This is a genomic window from Pseudarthrobacter sp. CC4, from assembly GCF_048957775.1.
In the GTDB taxonomy this organism is placed as follows: domain Bacteria; phylum Actinomycetota; class Actinomycetes; order Actinomycetales; family Micrococcaceae; genus Arthrobacter.
Map to the genome: position 1 here is coordinate 38,411 of NZ_JARCCZ010000022.1, position 16,401 is coordinate 54,811.

Below are 16,401 nucleotides of genomic sequence, written 5' to 3' on the forward strand. Positions count from 1 at the left end.
CCTTGCTGCTCGACCCTGCTGCCTGTCAGACCTGCCGTTTTACTGCCCGGGCACCTTCTGCTCGGGTGCGGGGACGGATCCGCCGTGGAGCTCCACTGCTGCAGCAGCCGCTGCGGCAGCCGCTGCGGGAAGGCCGGCAGGTGGACCGGCAGGCGTGGCCGCATCCGGGGTCGCTGCTTTGGAGCCCGCAGCATCAGCCGCTGCAGCACCCTGGGCTCCCGCCTCTGCCGGTTTGCGGCTTGCCAGCGGTTCACCCCTGGTTGCCGGCGGAACCACAATCAGCTGCCCTGCCACGGCAGGTGCGGGAATAACGGCCCCGGCGGGACCGCCCTTAACTGCCGGTGTCGCCTTGCCCGTGACCGTCAGGGTGGACAGGTCGATCTGGCCCTTGACCGTGGAGGCCACCATACCGAGCTCCGAAGCTTTGGCCGCCAGGTTCTGGGGCGCTTCGAAGTTCTGCACCTGCTGGGTGAGGTCCTGGTTCTGCTTGGTCAGCGTGCTCTGCCGTGCCCGCAGCTCCACCAGCTGGTACTGCGCGGTGGACACGGAGATGTTCAACACCAGCACGGCCACCAGGGCCACGGCAAGCAGGGCGAAGCAGAGCACTACGAATGGTGCGCGGCGCTTGCGGGGTACAGTACGCACCACTGACAGCGGAGTCCGGCCCTTCCGGCCGTCCGCGGGGGTCTGTGCCGGAAGGGCCCTGCCGGCCGCCGAACTGCCTGACGCGGCGGGAAAGTTCTTGACGGCAGCGGTGCTCATGCAGCTCTCCTGGCTCTGATTCGTTCCGCCGCGCGCAGCCTTGCTGATGCAGCGCGCGGGTTTTCGGCGATCTCGACGGCGGTGGGCACCTCGGTGCCTTTGGTCAGGGTCTTAAGTTCGGCCTTGTGTTCTTCCAGCTCCACCGGGAACCCGAGCGGAGCTGAGGATTTGGAACGTGCCTGCAGGACGCTCTTGACGATCTTGTCCTCGAGGGAGTGGTAGGACATGACCACGATGCGCCCGCCCAGGGCCAAGGAGTCGACGGCGGCAGGCACGGCGCGTTCAAGGACGTCGAGTTCTTCGTTCACTTCGATCCGCAGCGCCTGGAAAGTGCGCTTGGCGGGGTGCCCGCCGGACTTGGCCGCCGCTGCCGGAACTACCGCCCGGATCTGCTCCACGAGTTCTCCGGTGGTGGTGAAGGGCTTGGTGGCACGGGCGGTGACAATCCTGTTGGCGATCCGGCCGGCGAACTTCTCCTCGCCCCACTTCCGGATGATCCGGACGAGTTCCTCTTCGCTGTAGTTGTTCACTACGTCTGCCGCGGTCTGCCCACGGCTGGTGTCCATCCGCATGTCCAGCGGGGCGTCGAAGGAGTAGGCGAAGCCGCGTTCGCGTTCGTCCAACTGGAGGGATGACACTCCGAGGTCCATCAGGATTCCGTGGACTTCAGCAACGCCCAGGTCCGCCAGGACGTCCGCTATCTCGTCGTAAACGGCGTGCACCAGGTCCGTGCGGGCGGCGAAAGGGGCCAGCCTCTCCCCGGCGAGGGCGAGTGCTTCCTCGTCCCTGTCTATGCCGATGAGGTGCAGGTCCGGAAAGCGCTGCAGCATGGCCTCGGAGTGGCCGCCCATGCCCAGGGTCGCGTCGACGGCCACCGGCGTTTCGCCGCGGAGCCTGGCCGCCTCGAATCCAGGTGCCAACAAATTGATGCACCGGTCCCGCAGGACCGGCACATGGCGTTCGGACGTTGGCTTGGGGTGTTCGTTCATGCCTCGTCCTTTCTCGCCGTTGGTGTCACCTTGTGGTGGCTTCTGGGACCAGATCCCCATCCGCGCCTATCGTCCGCCAGCCTGGCTCCGGGGAAGTGAGCCAGGATGGCCAGCCGATGGGCGGCTGGAGATCTCATCCAAGAAGCTGCCTGCTGTCCTGTTCCGGTCAGAGAATGCCCGGAATGGGGTCATCAGTTTCAGAGAAGGCTGTTTCCTTCTCCGCGAGGTATTCATTCCAAGCCTGGGCGTCCCAGATCTCGGCCCGGGATCCGGCGCCTATCACGGCGAGTTCCCTGCCGAGGCCTGCGTATTCCCGGAGCGCGGGTGGAATGGTAACGCGCCCCTGCTTGTCAGGTACCTCGTCAGAGGCTCCAGAGAGAAAGACGCGGATATAGTCGCGTGCCTGCTTAGAGGAGATTGGCGCCTCCCGCATTTGCTCGTGGACCCGCGCAAATTCCTTCTCGCTGAAGACGTAGATGCAACGTTCCTGGCCCCTTGTGAGCACCAGCCCGCTGGCAAGTTCCTCCCGGAACTTTGCGGGGAGAATGATCCGTCCCTTTTCATCCAGACGTGGCGAGTGAGTGCCCAGAAACACTGGCCCACCGCCTGTCCGCTGTCAGGAACTGCACATCCCCTATGTTGCAACCACCCTCTTATGTCCTCCACATTACTCCACTTTCCCCCACAGTCAACGCGAACGCGGCCCGATGGCAGGTTATTTATGGGAAAAGAACGCCGGAATTGCAGGGATTCCTGCCGGTGGTGGGAAGTGGAGGACTTTTGCCCCACGGGCTGACGGCAAGTTCCTGGCGCCGGCATCACCTGCCGGCAAAACTGCTGGTGATCGCCCGGAATGCGCCGCATCCACGACGTTCTTCAATTCGGGCCGTATTTATCGGGCGCGCTTAAATGCGAAAAGACCCGCAAAGTGCGGGTCTTTTCGCCTGCCCCCTCCAACAGGGAGCAAAGTGGAGGTGCCGGGAGTAATTCGGCGGGAGGCGTTTAGGGTTCTCCCCTGCGCCTTTCATCCCACCGTTCCTCAAGGCTGCTCATAAAGGAACTCCTGGACTTCCCCGGCTTTCGGCCGCCGGCCTTGGATCCCGGCTTCGCCCCGGCCGAACTGCTCCGCATGGTGGCGAAATAGACGCCGCCGCCCATCACCACAAAGCCCAGGACTCCGACGAAGATGTTTTGGAGAGTGACACCCACGAGTAGCAGGAAGACGCCAGCCAGGGCGCAGAGGACGCCAATCACCACGTGCCTCGTGGACCATGAACGCCCCGGGTCTGAACCCATGGAATTCGCGAACTTCGGGTCGTCCTCGTGAAGCTGCTTCTCCAGCTGCTCAAGCAGCTTCTGTTCGTGCTCCGACAGCGGCATCACGACCTCCTTTTGTAGGCCAACGTCCGGGCTGATCCCAGCCACTACTTCTGCACCCTTAACGGCTGTTATGCCTAAGAGGTTCCCGCTCCGCCGGCAAAAGCGGAAATCGGTAACCCGGCATGCCGTCGCAGGAGCGGGAGCATGTCCAAGAGGGTCCGGCAGTAAGTCCAGTCACTCGAAAACTATGTATATCTAAGGATAGTTTGTCGAGGGCTGTTCTGAAAGACGGAAAAGACTTTGGCGGCGGCCCCGCCAAGGCTTCCACCGGCCGTTATTCGGGGGTGTTTCCGGGCTCCATAAGGCGGGCGGGAAGGACGGACTTGCTGCCGAATTTGCGTGCCACTTCGTCGAGTGCCTGCTCAGCCGCCCGCCAGTTGTCGTCCCGCCGGTCGATGCTGAGCTGAAGCGAGGTCCGGGCAGCGTCTTCGAGCTGCTCGGCGCGCACCCCCACAAGCCGAACGGTCATTGCCCTGTCCCCCACGGACTCGAGCAGCTGCAGGGCGACTGCGTAGATCAGCTGGGCGCTGTCCACGGGAGTCTGGACCGTCCTGCTGCGCGTGATGGTGGAGAAGTCCGCGAACCGGAGCTTCAGGGCGACGGTCCGGGCCACCATACCTGAACTCCTCAGGCGCGCGGCCGTGCGGTGGGAGAGGCGCAGCAGTTCCCGGTGGAGCAGGGCGTCGTCGGCGGTGTCAACGGCAAACGTTTCTTCCGCCCCGATACTCTTCTCCAGCCGGACCGGGGTGACGGGCCGGGGGTCTATGCCCCAGGAAAGCTGGTGGACATGCTCCCCCGTGGCGCCCAGCATCTTCTTCAGCGAAGAGACCGGCGTTGCCGCCACGTCCGCAACGGTCCTGATGCCCATCCTTGCGAGCACCTCCGCCGTCTTGGCACCTACTCCCCACAGGGCGCCGACCGGCAGGCTATGAAGATACGGCACGGTCTCATCGGGCGCGATCATGAGCAGTCCGTCCGGCTTGCAGCGGGTGGAAGCAATTTTCGCCACGAATTTTGATTCCGCTATCCCCACCGACGCCGTGATGCCCAGCTCAGAGCTAACCTGCCGCCGGATCATTTCCCCAATTCCCTTCGGCGCACCCAGGCGCCTGATGGCGCCGGTGACGTCGAGGAAGGCCTCATCGACGCTGAGGGGTTCGACGAGCTCCGTAATGGATTCGAAAATGCCCATCAGCTGAGCGGACACTTCGTAGTACAGCTTGTGGCGCGGTTCGATGATGACCGCGTGGGGGCACATGCGGGCGGCCACGGCCATCGGCATGGCCGACTTCACGCCGAATGCCCTGGCTTCGTAGGAGGCTGAGAGGACCACGGAACGGTCCGCGGGGAACCCGACGATGACGGGCCTGCCCATGAGTTCAGGACGGGTCCTCAGCTCCACCGAGACATAGAAGGCATCCATGTCCACGTGCATGATGCACTTGCGCCTGCGTCCCGGAAGGCGCGCTCCGGGCGGCTGGTTCTTACCTTCGGGCCCCACGGCTGCAATCCTATCCGTTTTGTACTGACTAAACTGGAGGCTGAATCCGGCATCAACACCAGGAGGAATGTCCCTGTGACGGTCTTTGGAAACCTTAAGCCAGCAGGGTTGGCAGTATTCGCTGCCGGCGCGGCTTTGCTGCTTGCAGCCTGCAGCCCGACTCCGTCAGCAGCCCCGGATCCTTCTGCCTCCGCTTCGACTCCGGGAACTGCCGGATCAACCATCACAGCTTCCCCCAGCCCCTCCGCGTCGCCCAATACCTCGGCGACCGTCGGGGCGGTGGTGGAGGGCTTCCCGCAGCAGCTCCTTCCCCTTATGCCGGGAGCCAAGGTGGTATCGAGCAGCTTTGACAAGGCGTCAGCCCCCGCCACTGCCGCCCTGGTGGGAAGCATCGCAGCCCCCACCGCTGCGGTTGTGGACTATTACACCAAGGCCCTTGAAGGGCAGGGCTTCAAGGCAGTTCCCGGCGAAGCCGTGGGAGCAGTGGCGTCCAAGGACTTTGTCCGCGGGGACAACGAAACGGTCAACCTCTCGGTGGTTGAAGCTTCGGGCGTTGCCACATTCACCATCGGCGCCAACGTGGCAGCTGAGTCCGCCAAGTGACGGCAGCGGAACAGCTGAGGAATGAACAGGCGGACTTCGTTGCGGCGGTTGCCGGCGAGCTGACGGGGTTCCTCACCTCGCGGCAGGCCATCATGTCCGGCATCTCTCCGGATATCGAACCCCTCATGGGTTCCATCTCCAACCTGGTCACGGGCGGTAAGCGCCTGCGCGCGCTGATGTGCTACTGGGGCTGGCGGGGCGCGGGCGGACAGCCCGCCGCGCAACAGGTGGTGACCGCAGGCGCCGCACTGGAATTGTTCCAGGCGGCGGCCCTGATCCACGACGACATCATCGACCGGTCGGATACCAGGCGGGGCGGCCCAAGCGTCCACCGCCGTTTCAGCGAACTGCACGGGTCGCGGGGCTGGGCGCTGGACAGCGAACGGTTCGGGCACGCGGCGGCAATCCTGACAGGTGACCTGTGCCTCTCCTTCAGCGAAGAGGCGTTCACGGACATTGGCGAGCGGGCAGCCGCCGGCACCAGGGCCAGGCTGATTTTCAACCTCATGCGGGCGGAGGTGATGGCCGGCCAGTACCTGGACATCCTGGAAGAAGTTGCCGGTCCGGTAAGGGACCGGGCCGGGGCCGTGACCCGCGCACAGTCCATTATCCGGTTCAAGTCCGCAAAATACTCCACGGAGCATCCACTGGCCCTGGGTGGAGCATTGGCAGGAGCCTCGGATGAGCTACTCCGCGGCTACTCCGCTTTTGCGTTGCCCTTGGGCGAAGCCTTCCAACTCCGGGACGACGTGCTGGGTGTCTTCGGTGATCCGCTGACAACCGGCAAGCCTGCCGGGGACGATTTGCGGGAAGGAAAGCGCACTGTGCTGGTTGCCCTGGCGCTGGACCAGGCATCGGCAGCCGAGTCTGCCTTCATCGATGCCAGGCTTGGCAGCCCGGACCTCTCCGAAGAGGACATCCTTGAACTCCGGCGCATTATCGAGGAATCCGGTGCGTTGGCGGCCACCGAAGTCCTCATCAATGAATTTGGGGCGGCCGCATTCGAGGCGCTTGAATCGCTCCCCCTGGACGAACTGCCGAAAACCGCCCTGCGGAGGCTGGCTGAAGCTACAGTCAGCCGCGCCTCCTGAGCAACCACGCTTTGTTGGCCGGGGATGGCGGGCTTTTGGTGTTGCCGAACATCCCCGGCCAGTGGTTTACCAGGCGAGGGTTTGGGCCCGTCGCCTGATTTCCGTTTTGCGGCCCTCGCGCAGGGCGTCAATGGGCCGTCCCCGCAGCGATTCATCCGGGGTAAAAAGCCAAACGATCAGGTCCTCATCGGAATACCCGGCGTCAGCCAGGACAACAATCGTGCCCTTGAGGCTGTCTACAACCTGGCCGTCCTGGATAAACTCGGCCGGCACGGAACGGATTCTTCGTTCCCCGACACGCAATGCCGCAAGGGCACGCTCATCAAGCAGGCTGTGAACCCTGGTGATGGAAACATCCAATAAACGGGCGACGTCGGGTAGGGGCAACCATTCGCCCACAAGCTCTTCTACATTACTCACGGATCAAGGTTGCCACGCTGTGCGCCCTGCCGCCTAGTCGATACCCCTATAGGGCGCTCCTGACCTGCAGACACACCCGGAATTCTTCCTTGCGGCCATTCCCGGAATTCTTGTGCTATTTCGAAATCCGTGAGAGATTCTCATTGACCACATACGTAACAAAATTAACAGCAGTAACAGTAGTATCGAGAAATGACAGCGGCACCCCGCCCGCGCCCGCAGTTGAGAAGAGGATTCTTTCCATGACGATGTCCCGCTCGCACAAGCAGCCCCCCAAGCCGAGCCTGCCAATGCTTGCTGCCACCACTGCGGCGTTGCCAGCGGTTGTATTGTCATCCTTGGCCTTGGCCCAGCCCGCTGCAGCCGTGCAACCAGTCCGTGCCATCCCGGGAACGCTTGCCGCAGCCATGAAAGCCCAGGCTGCAAAAGCCACTGCGGCGGTCATCCCCGCCTCCGCCGTGTCCACTGCCATCCCGGCCGCCTTTAGGCCTACCCAGCCGCAGGCGCCCGCCGAGTACACCATTGCGCGCGGCGATACCATCAGTGCGATCGCTGGAAAGTTCGGCCTCAACACCGCTGACATCCTGAAACTGAACAACCTCCAGCCGAACACCATCATTTACCCGGGCCAGAAGATCAAGCTCTCAGGCTCAGCCGCTGCGCCGGCCGCCCCCGCTGCCGCTCCTGCACCTGCCGCTCCCGCTCCCGCCGCGGCATCCGGTGCCACCTATACCGTCAAGGCAGGCGACACGCTGGGCGCCATTGCGGCCCGGCATAACGTGGGCCTGGCTGACGTATTTGCCTGGAACAACCTCAGCATGCGCTCCATCATCTACCCGGGCCAGAAGATCAAGGTGGGCGCCGGCGAAACTGCCCCGGCCCCCGCTGCCGCTCCTGCTTCGGCAGGCCTGGCCTCAACGTCCGCGCCGGCTGCGCCGGTACCGGCCGCTCCGGCTCCGGCGCCGGCTTCCGGCTCCTACACGGTGAAAGCCGGAGATACCCTTTCGGCCATCGCCACGCGCCACGGCGTAAAACTCTCCGAACTGCTCTCTGCCAACCGCCTGAGCATGACCAGTGTCATCTACCCGGGCAACAAGCTGGCCATCCCTGGAGGCTCGGCCCAGCCGGCGGCCCCGCAGCCGGCTGCCTCAGTGACGCCCCTCGTCCCAAGTTCATTCCTCGGATTCAGTTACCCTTCTGCGGTGGTCAGCTCGGCCAACGAGAACAAAGCCCTGTTGAACGCCTCTCCGGTGCCCTCCCGCAGCGAAATGCGGAACATCGTGGCTGACACCGCGCGCAGGATGGGCGTGGAACCCTCGCTCGCCCTTGCATTTGCGCACCAGGAATCCGGGTTTGACCAGCGCGCAGTGTCTCCGGCGAACGCCATCGGAACCATGCAGGTCATCCCGAGCTCCGGGCAGTGGGCATCGGATCTGGTGGGGCGCAAGCTGAACCTCCTGGACCCCTACGACAATGCAACGGCCGGCGTCGCCATCATCCGCCGTCTCCTCGCCACCAGCAAGGACACGGACACTGCCATTGCGGGCTACTACCAGGGCCAATACTCAGTGAGCAAATACGGGATGTACGACGACACCAAGGCCTACGTCGCCGCCATCAAGGCCCACCAGAAGAACTTCGGCTGACCTGCACCGCCCGGCACCACCCGCAGCCGGCACGCAGGAAGATTTGACACGGGTCCGGACCGGCAACGGTTCGGGCCCGTTTCATTGCGGGGACTAGGATCGAAGGGTGCAGGAACACGTGTCAGACCCCCTTGTTGGGACACTGGTGGACAACCGGTATGCCGTCAGGTCCAAGCTTGCGCGGGGCGGAATGTCCACTGTCTACCTGGCCACGGACCAGCGGTTGGAACGGGACGTGGCGCTCAAGGTGCTGCATCCGCACCTTTCGGCAGACGAGAATTTCCTGGGCAGGCTGGGGCGGGAGGCGAAGGCAGCAGCCAGGTTGTCCCACCCCCATGTAGTGGGGGTGCTCGACCAGGGGAACGACGGCCGCACCGCGTATCTGGTCATGGAATACATCAGGGGCCACACACTTCGTGACGTCATCGCCGAGAAGGGTGCGCTGCCGCCCCGACTTGCCCTCGCGCTGATCGACCCGGTGGTTGAAGGACTAGGCGCTGCGCATGCCGCCGGCTTCATCCATCGTGACGTCAAACCGGAAAACGTCCTGATTTCCGACGATGGACGGATCAAAATTGGAGATTTCGGGCTGGCACGCGCCGTCACCACTTCCACGAGCACCGGCGCCCTGCTCGGAACAGTTGCGTACCTCCCCCCAGAGCTCGTCCTTGGAAAGCCGGCGGACGCGCGCAGCGACATCTACTCCGTGGGCATCATGCTGTTCGAAATGCTCACGGGGCAGCAGCCGTTTAACGGCGATGTCCCCATCCAGGTGGCGTACCAGCATGTGAACGGGACAGTGGGACCGCCTTCGGCCCTGGTTCCCGGACTGGCTGCTGAAGTGGACGAGCTGGTGCAGTGGTGCACCTCCAATGATCCGGAAAACCGGCCCGTGGACGGGAACGCGCTGCTCCAGGAGCTTCGGCATATCCGGACCAACCTCACCGATGCGGAGCTGGACCTGCATCCGCCGGCGGCTGCGGCCGGAGGCGCCATGGCCCACTCCCAGGTTCCCGCACCGCCCACCGATCCCGGGCGGTTCCAGGATCCTGGCCACCAGAACCCCACAGAGGTAATCGGCCGGGCCAACAATCCAACAACTGTGATGCCGTTTGGCAAGCCGGCTGCGCCCGCCTACCCGCCGTCACAGGGCCAGCCTCGTTACGCAGGTCCTGCCCAACCCGAAGCTGCCCGGCACACCCTCACACCGCCCGGCGACGATGTCGAGCCGTGGTCTCCACCGCCTCCGACGCTGGGCAAGCGCGCCCAGCGCAAGGCGGACAAGGAGGACGAGAGGGCACGGGCCCGTGCGGCCGCCACCCCGGCCCGTACGCTGCGTGAGGGCAGCCCGCGCCGCCGGGGAATCCTGTGGATAGTTGTCCTGCTGATTGCTGCCCTCCTGGCAACCGGGGCGGGCTGGTTCTTCGGCATGGGCCCGGGCGCTGCCGCCACCATCCCTTCCGTGGCCAACAAGACAGTGGCGCAGGCTCAGCAGCTCCTGGACGAGGCCGGGTTCCGGTCCACCACCAAGGACATTTTCGACGACGACGTGCCCTCAGGCCTCGTGGTGGGCAGCGAACCCGCGGCGGGCGCCGAAATCCGCAAGTTCCAGCCGGTCTCGCTACTTGTTTCCAAGGGTCCCCAGCTGTTCCCGCTGCCGAAGCTGGCCGGCGGCACCTTGGAGCAGGCCAAGACTGGCCTCAACGCGGCGGAAATGGCGCTCGGCCCGGTGACGGAACAGTTTCATGAGAAGGTCCCTGCCGGCACAGTCCTGTCCCAGGACCCCGCTCCCGGTACGGCCGTCCGGCATGGCACGCCCGTCAGCCTGGTGGTTTCAAAGGGTCCCGAGCCCATTCCTGTCCCTTCGGTGGTGGGCCAGGACGAGAAGGATGCCGTTGATGCCATCGAGGAGGCCGGCCTCACGGCTGAGGTTGCGCGCGAGGAAGTGTTCAGCAGGGACGTCCCGAAGGGCGCGGTTGTCAGCCAGGCTCCGGCTACCGGAACGCTTACCCGCGGCGGCACCGTCACGCTGACCATTTCCAAGGGACCCCGGATGGTGCAGGTGCCCAGCTTCATCGGCAAGCAGGCCGCTGATGCCCGGAAGGCCTTGGAGGGCCTGGGCTTCCAGGTACGCGTGAACAATATCCTGGGCGGCTTCTTCGGCACGGTCCGGGACCAGGATCCGGTTAACAAGGAGGTTCCGGAGGGATCAGTCGTTACCCTGACGGTGGTGTAGCCGGACCTGCCGGCCACACCACCGTTCACGTGGGAAGTGCGCGCCGCCTAGTGCTTGGCGAGGGCGCCGGCCACCAGGAACGCCATTTCAAGCGACTGCATGTGGTTCAGCCGCGGATCGCAGACTGACTCGTAGCGGTCCAGGAAGGCGTCCTGGTCCACCGGGTCGGCGCCGCCAAGGCACTCCGCGACGTCGTCGCCGGTCATTTCAACGTGCAGGCCGCCGGGAACGGTGCCAAGGGCGTGGTGCACTTCGAAGAAGCCGCGCACTTCGTCAATGACGTCGTCGAAGTTGCGTGTCTTGTACCCGTTGGGGGACGTGACGGTGTTGCCGTGCATGGGGTCGGTAACCCAGAGCACCTGCGCGCCTGACGCGGTGACCTTCTCGACGACGGCGGGCAGCTTCTCGCGGATGTTGCCCGCACCCATGCGGGTGATGAAGGTCAGCCGGCCGGGTTCGCGCTCCGGGTCAAGCTTGTCAATCAGGCGGAGAGCATCGTCGCCGGTGGTGGACGGGCCCAGCTTCACGCCGATGGGGTTCCGCACCCGCGACAGGAAGTCGACGTGCGCGTGGTCCAGTTCGCGGGTCCGCTCCCCGATCCAGAGGAAGTGCGCGGAGGTGTCGTAGGGGAATCCGGTGCGGGAATCGATCCGGGTCAGCGCGCGCTCGTAGTCCAGCAGCAGGGCTTCGTGGCTGGCGAAGAACTCGACGCGCTTGAGCGCCTCAAAGTCGGCGCCGCAGGAGGCCATGAACTTGATGGCGCGGTCAATGTCGCGGGCCAGGGACTCATAGCGTGCGTGTGCCGGGTTCTCGGTGAAGCCCTTGTTCCACTGGTGCACCGAGCGCAGGTCGGCGAACCCGCCCTGGGTGAAGGCGCGGATGAGGTTCAGCGTGGAAGCGGACGTGTGGTAGGCGCGGAGCATGCGCGAGGCGTCGTGGCCCCGGGACTCCGGCGTGAAGTCGTACCCGTTGACGATGTCGCCGCGGTAGGCGGGCAAGGTCACGCCGTCGCGGGTTTCGTCGTTGGAGGAGCGGGGCTTGGCGAACTGGCCCGCCATGCGGCCCATCTTGATGACCGGCATGGCCGCACCGTACGTGAGCACCACAGCCATCTGGAGGATGGTCTTGACGCGCGCGCTGATCTTGTCCGCCGTCGCGGCCTCGAAGGTCTCCGCGCAGTCACCGCCCTGCAGGAGGAAAGCCTTGCCCTGGGCAGCGGCAGCCAGGCGTTCGCGGAGGACGTCCACCTCGCCGGCGAACACCAGGGGAGGAAGTACGGAGAGCTCCTTCACGGAGGCTTCAAACACGTCCCGGTCCTGCCAGCTGGGCTGCTGGGAAATGGGGAGGTCCCGCCAGTCGTCGAGTCCGGGATAGTTGGCTGCTCCGCTCTGGGCGGTGCTGGACAGCGAAAAGGCGGGTTTTGCAGATAGCTCAGTCACCATCTAAGACTAACGGTCGCGCCGGGCCCCGGGACACCGTACCGTCACGCACCCGCCCGGGCGCGTCACAACCGCTTCACTCCCTGGCGGCAGCCCCGCCGTCGTCCTCCGCTTTCCGGAGGCCTCCGGCGCCTTCCGCCGGGCCCGCGTCGCCGGACGGACTCCCGGCCCCGGCCGCGGCAGGCGCCGGCGACACCAGGGGTTCCGCGGCGGCCACGGGTTCGGGGGGCTTTCCCGCCAGCCGGAGCTTCACCACGGCGGCGTACTCATCCACGTATTCCTGCCCGGAGAGCCGCATGAGTTCGAACATGATCTGGTCCGTGACTTTCCGCTGAATATCCCGGTCCTCTGCCTGGTCCCGATACCGGCTGAAGTCAAGCGGCTCACCGAAGATCATGCCGATCCTGCGGATGTTCGGCAGCCGCTTGCCGATGGGCTGCACCTTGTCCGTGCCGATCATGGCCACCGGAATCACCGGAACTCCGGCCTGCAGCGCAAGCCTGGCCACGCCCACCTTGCCCCTGTACAGCTTCGAGTCCGGACTCCGGGTGCCCTCCGGGTAGATGCCCAGCAGGCCGCCGTGGTTGAGGACCTCCATTCCGGCACTCAGCGAGGCGGCCGATGCAGCCCCGCCGGACCGGTCCATGGGCAACTGGTTGGTCAGGCGGAAGAACAGCGCGGTCAGCCTGCCCTTGATCCCGGTTCCGGTGAAGTACTCCGATTTGGCCAGGAAGACCACGGGGCGCCGCACCATCAGCGGCATGAAAATCGAATCGGAAAACGACAGGTGGTTGGAGGCGATAATAGCCGCGCCCTCGGCAGGAATATTGTCCAGCCCCTTAACCCAGGGGCGGAAAAGAAGCTTCAGCACAGGACCAAGGAAAATCCGCTTCATGACCCAATAGAACACGTGAGAAACCTCTCCGGAAGGCGGCCCCCGGACCCCGCGTCGGGCCTGGCCAGCAGTTCAATGCAACCCTACTCTAGTGAGATTTGTCCGGAACAGTGACACGATGGAGGCATGAGCGAAAGCAGCACCCCGTCCCCTCCTGCCGCTTTCAGCTATCCCGGCCACGGACCCAATGCACGCACCGGTGTGGCCATCTGCCACGGCTTTACCGGCAGCCCGCTCAGCCTGCTGCCGTGGGCTGAGCACCTCGCTTCGCAGGGTTATGCGGTCACCGTTCCCCTGCTGCCGGGCCACGGAACCGACTGGCGTCAACTGGCAAGGACACGCTGGGGCGACTGGTACCGCAGCTTTGAGGCTGCCTACCTGGAGTTGGAAGGACGGACCGACACAACCTTTGTGGCCGGACTCTCGATGGGCGGCGCCATAGCGCTGCTGACCGCTTCCCGGCACAACGTGGCCGGAGTGTCCGTGGTCAACCCGGGCCTGAGTTTCTACGACCGGCGGGTCCGGGTGATCGGCGTACTGAAATATTTCCAGCGGACAACCCTTCCTATCCAGGAGGAACAGCCGACGGCGGCAGCCACCAATGACGGCGACTATTCACGCACTCCCCTGGCGGCAGTGCACGAACTGAAGAGACTTTTTGGTGCGGCGGCGCGGTGCCTGCCCACGGTGGCTGCCCCGGTCCAGGTGTTCAAGTCGCGCACGGACGCGGTGGTTCCGCCAACTTCGCTGGCACTGCTCCGAAAAGGCCTGGGCGGAAACCTTGCTGAAGTGGTTGACCTCCACAGCAGCGGACATGTGGCTACGCTGGACGTGGACGCGCCGGAGATCCATGCGAAATCCAGCGCTTTCTTCCACGCCCTCGCCCGCCAGAAGACCTCATTGGAGACCCCATGACCTCCGGCCCGGACCACAGCCCGTTCAGCAGCAGTTCCATCGGCGACGGGCCCCGCGTCGGCGTGGTCCTCTCACATGGCTTTACCGCCAGTCCGCACGGACTGCGCGCCTGGGCCCGGAGCCTGGCCGATGCCGGCTTCGCCGTCCGTATGCCCCTGCTGCCCGGCCACGGCACCAGCTGGCAGGAACTCGCACGGACGCGGTGGCAGGAATGGCACAGGGCGTTGGACGAGGCCTACCTTGAACTGGATGCGGACTGCGACTATGTCTTTTCGGCCGGGCTGAGCATGGGCGGGGCGCTGGCGCTGCGGATTGCGGCCACCCGGCCCGTGGCCGGCGTGATCGTGGTCAACCCGGGGCTGGTCATTGATGACCCGCGCGCACCGATCGCCGGGATCCTGAAGCTGGTGATGAAAAGTACGCCGGCCATCGCCAACGACATTCTCAAGGAAGGCATGGACGAGGGCGCCTACGCGCGGACCCCGGTTGCTGCGGCGCACGAAGTCAACAAGATGTTCAAGGACACCATCAGGCTCCTTCCCCGGATCACGGCCCCGGTCAAGGCCTTCCGCTCCACGGTTGACCACGTGGTGTCCGACTCAAGCCTCGTGGCGCTCCGCCGCGGGCTCACCCATGCTCCCCTGGACCTGGTCTACCTTGAGAACAGCTACCATGTGGCAACCCTGGACAACGATGCCGACCAAATTTTCCAGGGATCCCTGGAATTCATCCGCTCGGTAGCTTCCGGCGGGGCTCCCGGGCGTTCAGCGGCAACCGCGCCCTCAACGCTGGAGGTCGCGTCCCATGAACAGGCCTGACCCGGGCTCCCCTGACCAGGGCGCCAACCAGGATGACGCCGTCTGGCTGGACCTGGTGGCCCGGCTGGAAGCCGATTCCCCCGCCGGAGGCACCGGCAGCGCCAACGGCGCCGGCACCGATCCGGGCGCTGCCGCCGCTCCACGGGACGATTCGACGGCGGGTGGACGGCCAGCCTCGTTCCGGGACTTCGATCCCTTGGGCCTGGCAGGCGCGGCACCTGCTGAAATGTCTGCGGCCGAACGGCAGGCTGCCGGGGACGACGCAGGCACAGGTGCAGGCGCAGACGCAGACGCTCCAGCCGGGCCGCGCGACTATGACGTGGACGGGGACGACGGTGCGTTCGTCCCCGAGGAACCACCGAGCCTCGCCGGTACGGATCCGCTGACCATGCTTGCCTGGCTCGCCGCCGTGGGCGGACCGGTGGCGCTGCTGTTCTCAGCGATGTTCTGGCGCTCCGCGCCGCTCCTTGCCATCGTGGGAATCGTCGCCGTGTTCGTGCTGGGAACCGTGTACCTGATCATGCAGCTTCCGCAGGAGAAGGACGAGGACGACGACGGCGCCCGCGTCTAGCGGCGCGTCCTGCTGCTGACGCGGGACAGATCGGCAGCACCGATGAGTCCGGCATTCGGCCCCAGGGCCGCCAGCTGGATCCCCGCGGCAGGCCTGAAACCGCGGCCCGTCAGGTTGCGGGCGAAAGCTTTGCGGGCAGGTTCCACCAGCAGGTCCCCTGCCGAGCACAGGCCGCCGCCGATGACGAAAAGTCCCGGATCCAGGGCGGCAGCAAGATTGGCGAGTCCCAGCCCGAGCCACTCCCCTACTTCCTCAAGCAATTCACGTGATACCGGGTCGCCTGCCAGCGCCAGTTCCGTCACGATGGCACCGGTGATGGCCTCGGTCCGCCCGCCCACAGCCGCTATCAGGTCCTGCGCCACCGGGGAGTTGGCCCGCGCCAGGATCCTTGCTTCCCGGCCCAGCGCGTTCCCGGATGCGTACTGCTCCCAGCAGCCGCGGTTTCCGCATTCGCAGCGGTGCCCGCCCGGCATGATGATCTGGTGCCCGAATTCTCCTGCCACACCGAAACGGCCGCGCTCCACCCTGCCGTCCATCACCATGGCACCGCCGATGCCGGTACCCAGCGTGATGCAGACCAGCCGGTCTTCCCCCTGGCCCGCACCGAAGCGCCATTCCGCCCAGGCGGCGGCGTCGGCATCGTTGGAAAGGAGCACCGGCCGGCGGAGGAGCCGCTGCAGGTTGGCGCGTAGTGGTTCATTGCGCCAGGCAAGGTGGGGGCTGAAAAGCACCGTCCCGCCGTCGAGGTCCATCCACCCTGCGGCGCCGATGCCCACGGACCAGATCCGGTGCCCCTTGCCCAGTTCCTCGACCAACTCCACGATGACCTTTTCCACTGCCCGGGGATCGCTGCCGGGGGTGGCACGCCGTGCCTCGCTGAGGATGCGGCCGTCTGCATCAACGACACCGGCGGCCACCTTCGTACCGCCGATGTCGATCCCAATGGCGAGGCCCTTGCGGCCGAGGCGCAAGTGCTCACGGAAGCCTTCGCCGTCGTGCCGCGTCCTTGCCCTGGAAGTGGTGGGCCGGCGCCTCCAAGGGGCAGGTCTTCTGAGGGGCCCGGCCTGTTCGCCGGTGGGCGGTACATACATAATTCCCCATTCTAGGTGCGCATATTCCGCCGAAGCCCGCGGCA

General features: G+C 65.4%; 16 protein-coding genes. 7 read left to right on the top strand and 9 right to left on the bottom strand.

What is annotated here, in order from left to right; translation table 11 throughout:
- Positions 1 to 39: 39 nt before the first annotated feature.
- The 5 genes from PV768_RS15580 to dinB all read right to left on the bottom strand — a co-directional run bounded on the left by PV768_RS15580 (position 40) and on the right by dinB (position 4,632).
- A complete protein-coding gene (locus PV768_RS15580; protein ID WP_421093464.1) occupies positions 40 to 762 on the bottom strand; it encodes a hypothetical protein in 723 nt (240 codons plus the stop codon).
- Positions 759 to 1,751 carry a 16S rRNA (cytosine(1402)-N(4))-methyltransferase RsmH gene (gene rsmH, locus PV768_RS15585; RefSeq protein ID WP_323057393.1) on the bottom strand — a complete coding sequence of 331 codons (993 nt, stop codon included), beginning with the start codon at positions 1,749 to 1,751 and terminating at the stop codon, positions 759 to 761. Before rsmH ends, PV768_RS15580 begins: the two co-directional genes overlap by 4 nt.
- Before the next feature lie 166 nt (positions 1,752 to 1,917).
- The gene (gene mraZ / locus PV768_RS15590) at positions 1,918 to 2,346 is read right to left on the bottom strand and encodes a division/cell wall cluster transcriptional repressor MraZ (protein ID WP_009358613.1); all 429 of its coding nucleotides are present in this window, start codon (positions 2,344 to 2,346) and stop codon (positions 1,918 to 1,920) included.
- 407 nt (positions 2,347 to 2,753) lie between these two features.
- Positions 2,754 to 3,131 (bottom strand): DUF3040 domain-containing protein, encoded by a 378-nt coding sequence (locus PV768_RS15595; protein ID WP_157238514.1) that lies wholly within the window; start codon positions 3,129 to 3,131, stop codon positions 2,754 to 2,756.
- 274 nt (positions 3,132 to 3,405) lie between these two features.
- Positions 3,406 to 4,632, bottom strand: coding sequence for a DNA polymerase IV (gene dinB / locus PV768_RS15600; protein WP_321215921.1), 1,227 nt, complete (start codon positions 4,630 to 4,632; stop codon positions 3,406 to 3,408).
- Positions 4,633 to 4,707: 75 nt separating this feature from the next.
- On the opposite strand from dinB, the gene PV768_RS15605 reads away from it, so the two are divergent.
- On the top strand, positions 4,708 to 5,235 hold the full coding sequence (locus PV768_RS15605; protein ID WP_323057394.1) for a hypothetical protein: 528 nt from the start codon (positions 4,708 to 4,710) through the stop codon (positions 5,233 to 5,235).
- On the top strand, positions 5,232 to 6,326 hold the full coding sequence (locus PV768_RS15610) for a polyprenyl synthetase family protein (protein WP_321215919.1): 1,095 nt from the start codon (positions 5,232 to 5,234) through the stop codon (positions 6,324 to 6,326). Before PV768_RS15605 ends, PV768_RS15610 begins: the two co-directional genes overlap by 4 nt.
- 66 nt (positions 6,327 to 6,392) lie before the next feature.
- Here PV768_RS15610 and PV768_RS15615 read toward each other — a convergent pair whose 3' ends face one another.
- Positions 6,393 to 6,746, bottom strand: coding sequence for an Rv2175c family DNA-binding protein (locus PV768_RS15615; RefSeq protein WP_321215918.1), 354 nt, complete (start codon positions 6,744 to 6,746; stop codon positions 6,393 to 6,395).
- 242 nt (positions 6,747 to 6,988) lie between these two features.
- On the opposite strand from PV768_RS15615, the gene PV768_RS15620 reads away from it, so the two are divergent.
- Together PV768_RS15620 and PV768_RS15625 are read left to right on the top strand one after the other, a co-directional pair.
- Positions 6,989 to 8,392 (top strand): LysM peptidoglycan-binding domain-containing protein, encoded by a 1,404-nt coding sequence (locus PV768_RS15620; RefSeq protein ID WP_421093465.1) that lies wholly within the window; start codon positions 6,989 to 6,991, stop codon positions 8,390 to 8,392.
- A gap of 106 nt (positions 8,393 to 8,498) precedes the next feature.
- Positions 8,499 to 10,628, top strand: coding sequence for a protein kinase domain-containing protein (locus tag PV768_RS15625; protein ID WP_421093466.1), 2,130 nt, complete (start codon positions 8,499 to 8,501; stop codon positions 10,626 to 10,628).
- 47 nt (positions 10,629 to 10,675) lie between these two features.
- Here the strand turns inward: PV768_RS15625 and PV768_RS15630 are convergent, their stop codons facing one another.
- A complete protein-coding gene (locus PV768_RS15630; protein WP_104997491.1) occupies positions 10,676 to 12,070 on the bottom strand; it encodes a class II 3-deoxy-7-phosphoheptulonate synthase in 1,395 nt (464 codons plus the stop codon).
- Positions 12,071 to 12,143: 73 nt separating this feature from the next.
- Positions 12,144 to 12,977: a lysophospholipid acyltransferase family protein gene (locus PV768_RS15635; protein WP_421093467.1), complete on the bottom strand. Its 834-nt coding sequence runs from the start codon at positions 12,975 to 12,977 to the stop codon at positions 12,144 to 12,146.
- A 111-nt stretch (positions 12,978 to 13,088) separates the two neighbouring features.
- Here PV768_RS15635 and PV768_RS15640 point away from each other — a divergent pair, with 111 nt between their 5' ends.
- From PV768_RS15640 to PV768_RS15650, 3 genes are read left to right on the top strand one after another with little or no spacing between them, the layout of a single operon-like run.
- Positions 13,089 to 13,877 carry an alpha/beta hydrolase gene (locus tag PV768_RS15640; protein WP_421093468.1) on the top strand — a complete coding sequence of 263 codons (789 nt, stop codon included), beginning with the start codon at positions 13,089 to 13,091 and terminating at the stop codon, positions 13,875 to 13,877.
- A complete protein-coding gene (locus PV768_RS15645) occupies positions 13,874 to 14,695 on the top strand; it encodes an alpha/beta hydrolase (RefSeq protein ID WP_421093469.1) in 822 nt (273 codons plus the stop codon). Before PV768_RS15640 ends, PV768_RS15645 begins: the two co-directional genes overlap by 4 nt.
- Positions 14,682 to 15,266: a hypothetical protein gene (locus tag PV768_RS15650; protein ID WP_421093470.1), complete on the top strand. Its 585-nt coding sequence runs from the start codon at positions 14,682 to 14,684 to the stop codon at positions 15,264 to 15,266. Before PV768_RS15645 ends, PV768_RS15650 begins: the two co-directional genes overlap by 14 nt.
- Here the strand turns inward: PV768_RS15650 and PV768_RS15655 are convergent.
- A complete protein-coding gene (locus PV768_RS15655; RefSeq protein WP_421093471.1) occupies positions 15,263 to 16,357 on the bottom strand; it encodes an ROK family glucokinase in 1,095 nt (364 codons plus the stop codon). The genes PV768_RS15650 and PV768_RS15655 overlap by 4 nt on opposite strands.
- Positions 16,358 to 16,401 lie beyond the last annotated feature (44 nt).

Excerpts from the sequence above, each read along its gene's own strand:
- PV768_RS15595 (WP_157238514.1), bottom strand. The coding sequence starts at position 3,131 with ATGCCGCTGTCGGAGCACGAACAGAAGCTGCTTGAGCAGCTGGAGAAG.
- PV768_RS15650 (WP_421093470.1), top strand. The coding sequence starts at position 14,682 with ATGAACAGGCCTGACCCGGGCTCCCCTGACCAGGGCGCCAACCAGGAT.
- PV768_RS15580 (WP_421093464.1), bottom strand. The coding sequence starts at position 762 with ATGAGCACCGCTGCCGTCAAGAACTTTCCCGCCGCGTCAGGCAGTTCG.
- PV768_RS15640 (WP_421093468.1), top strand. The coding sequence starts at position 13,089 with ATGAGCGAAAGCAGCACCCCGTCCCCTCCTGCCGCTTTCAGCTATCCC.
- PV768_RS15620 (WP_421093465.1), top strand. The coding sequence starts at position 6,989 with ATGACGATGTCCCGCTCGCACAAGCAGCCCCCCAAGCCGAGCCTGCCA.
- PV768_RS15655 (WP_421093471.1), bottom strand. The coding sequence starts at position 16,357 with ATGTATGTACCGCCCACCGGCGAACAGGCCGGGCCCCTCAGAAGACCT.
- rsmH (WP_323057393.1), bottom strand. The coding sequence starts at position 1,751 with ATGAACGAACACCCCAAGCCAACGTCCGAACGCCATGTGCCGGTCCTG.
- PV768_RS15630 (WP_104997491.1), bottom strand. The coding sequence starts at position 12,070 with ATGGTGACTGAGCTATCTGCAAAACCCGCCTTTTCGCTGTCCAGCACC.
- PV768_RS15645 (WP_421093469.1), top strand. The coding sequence starts at position 13,874 with ATGACCTCCGGCCCGGACCACAGCCCGTTCAGCAGCAGTTCCATCGGC.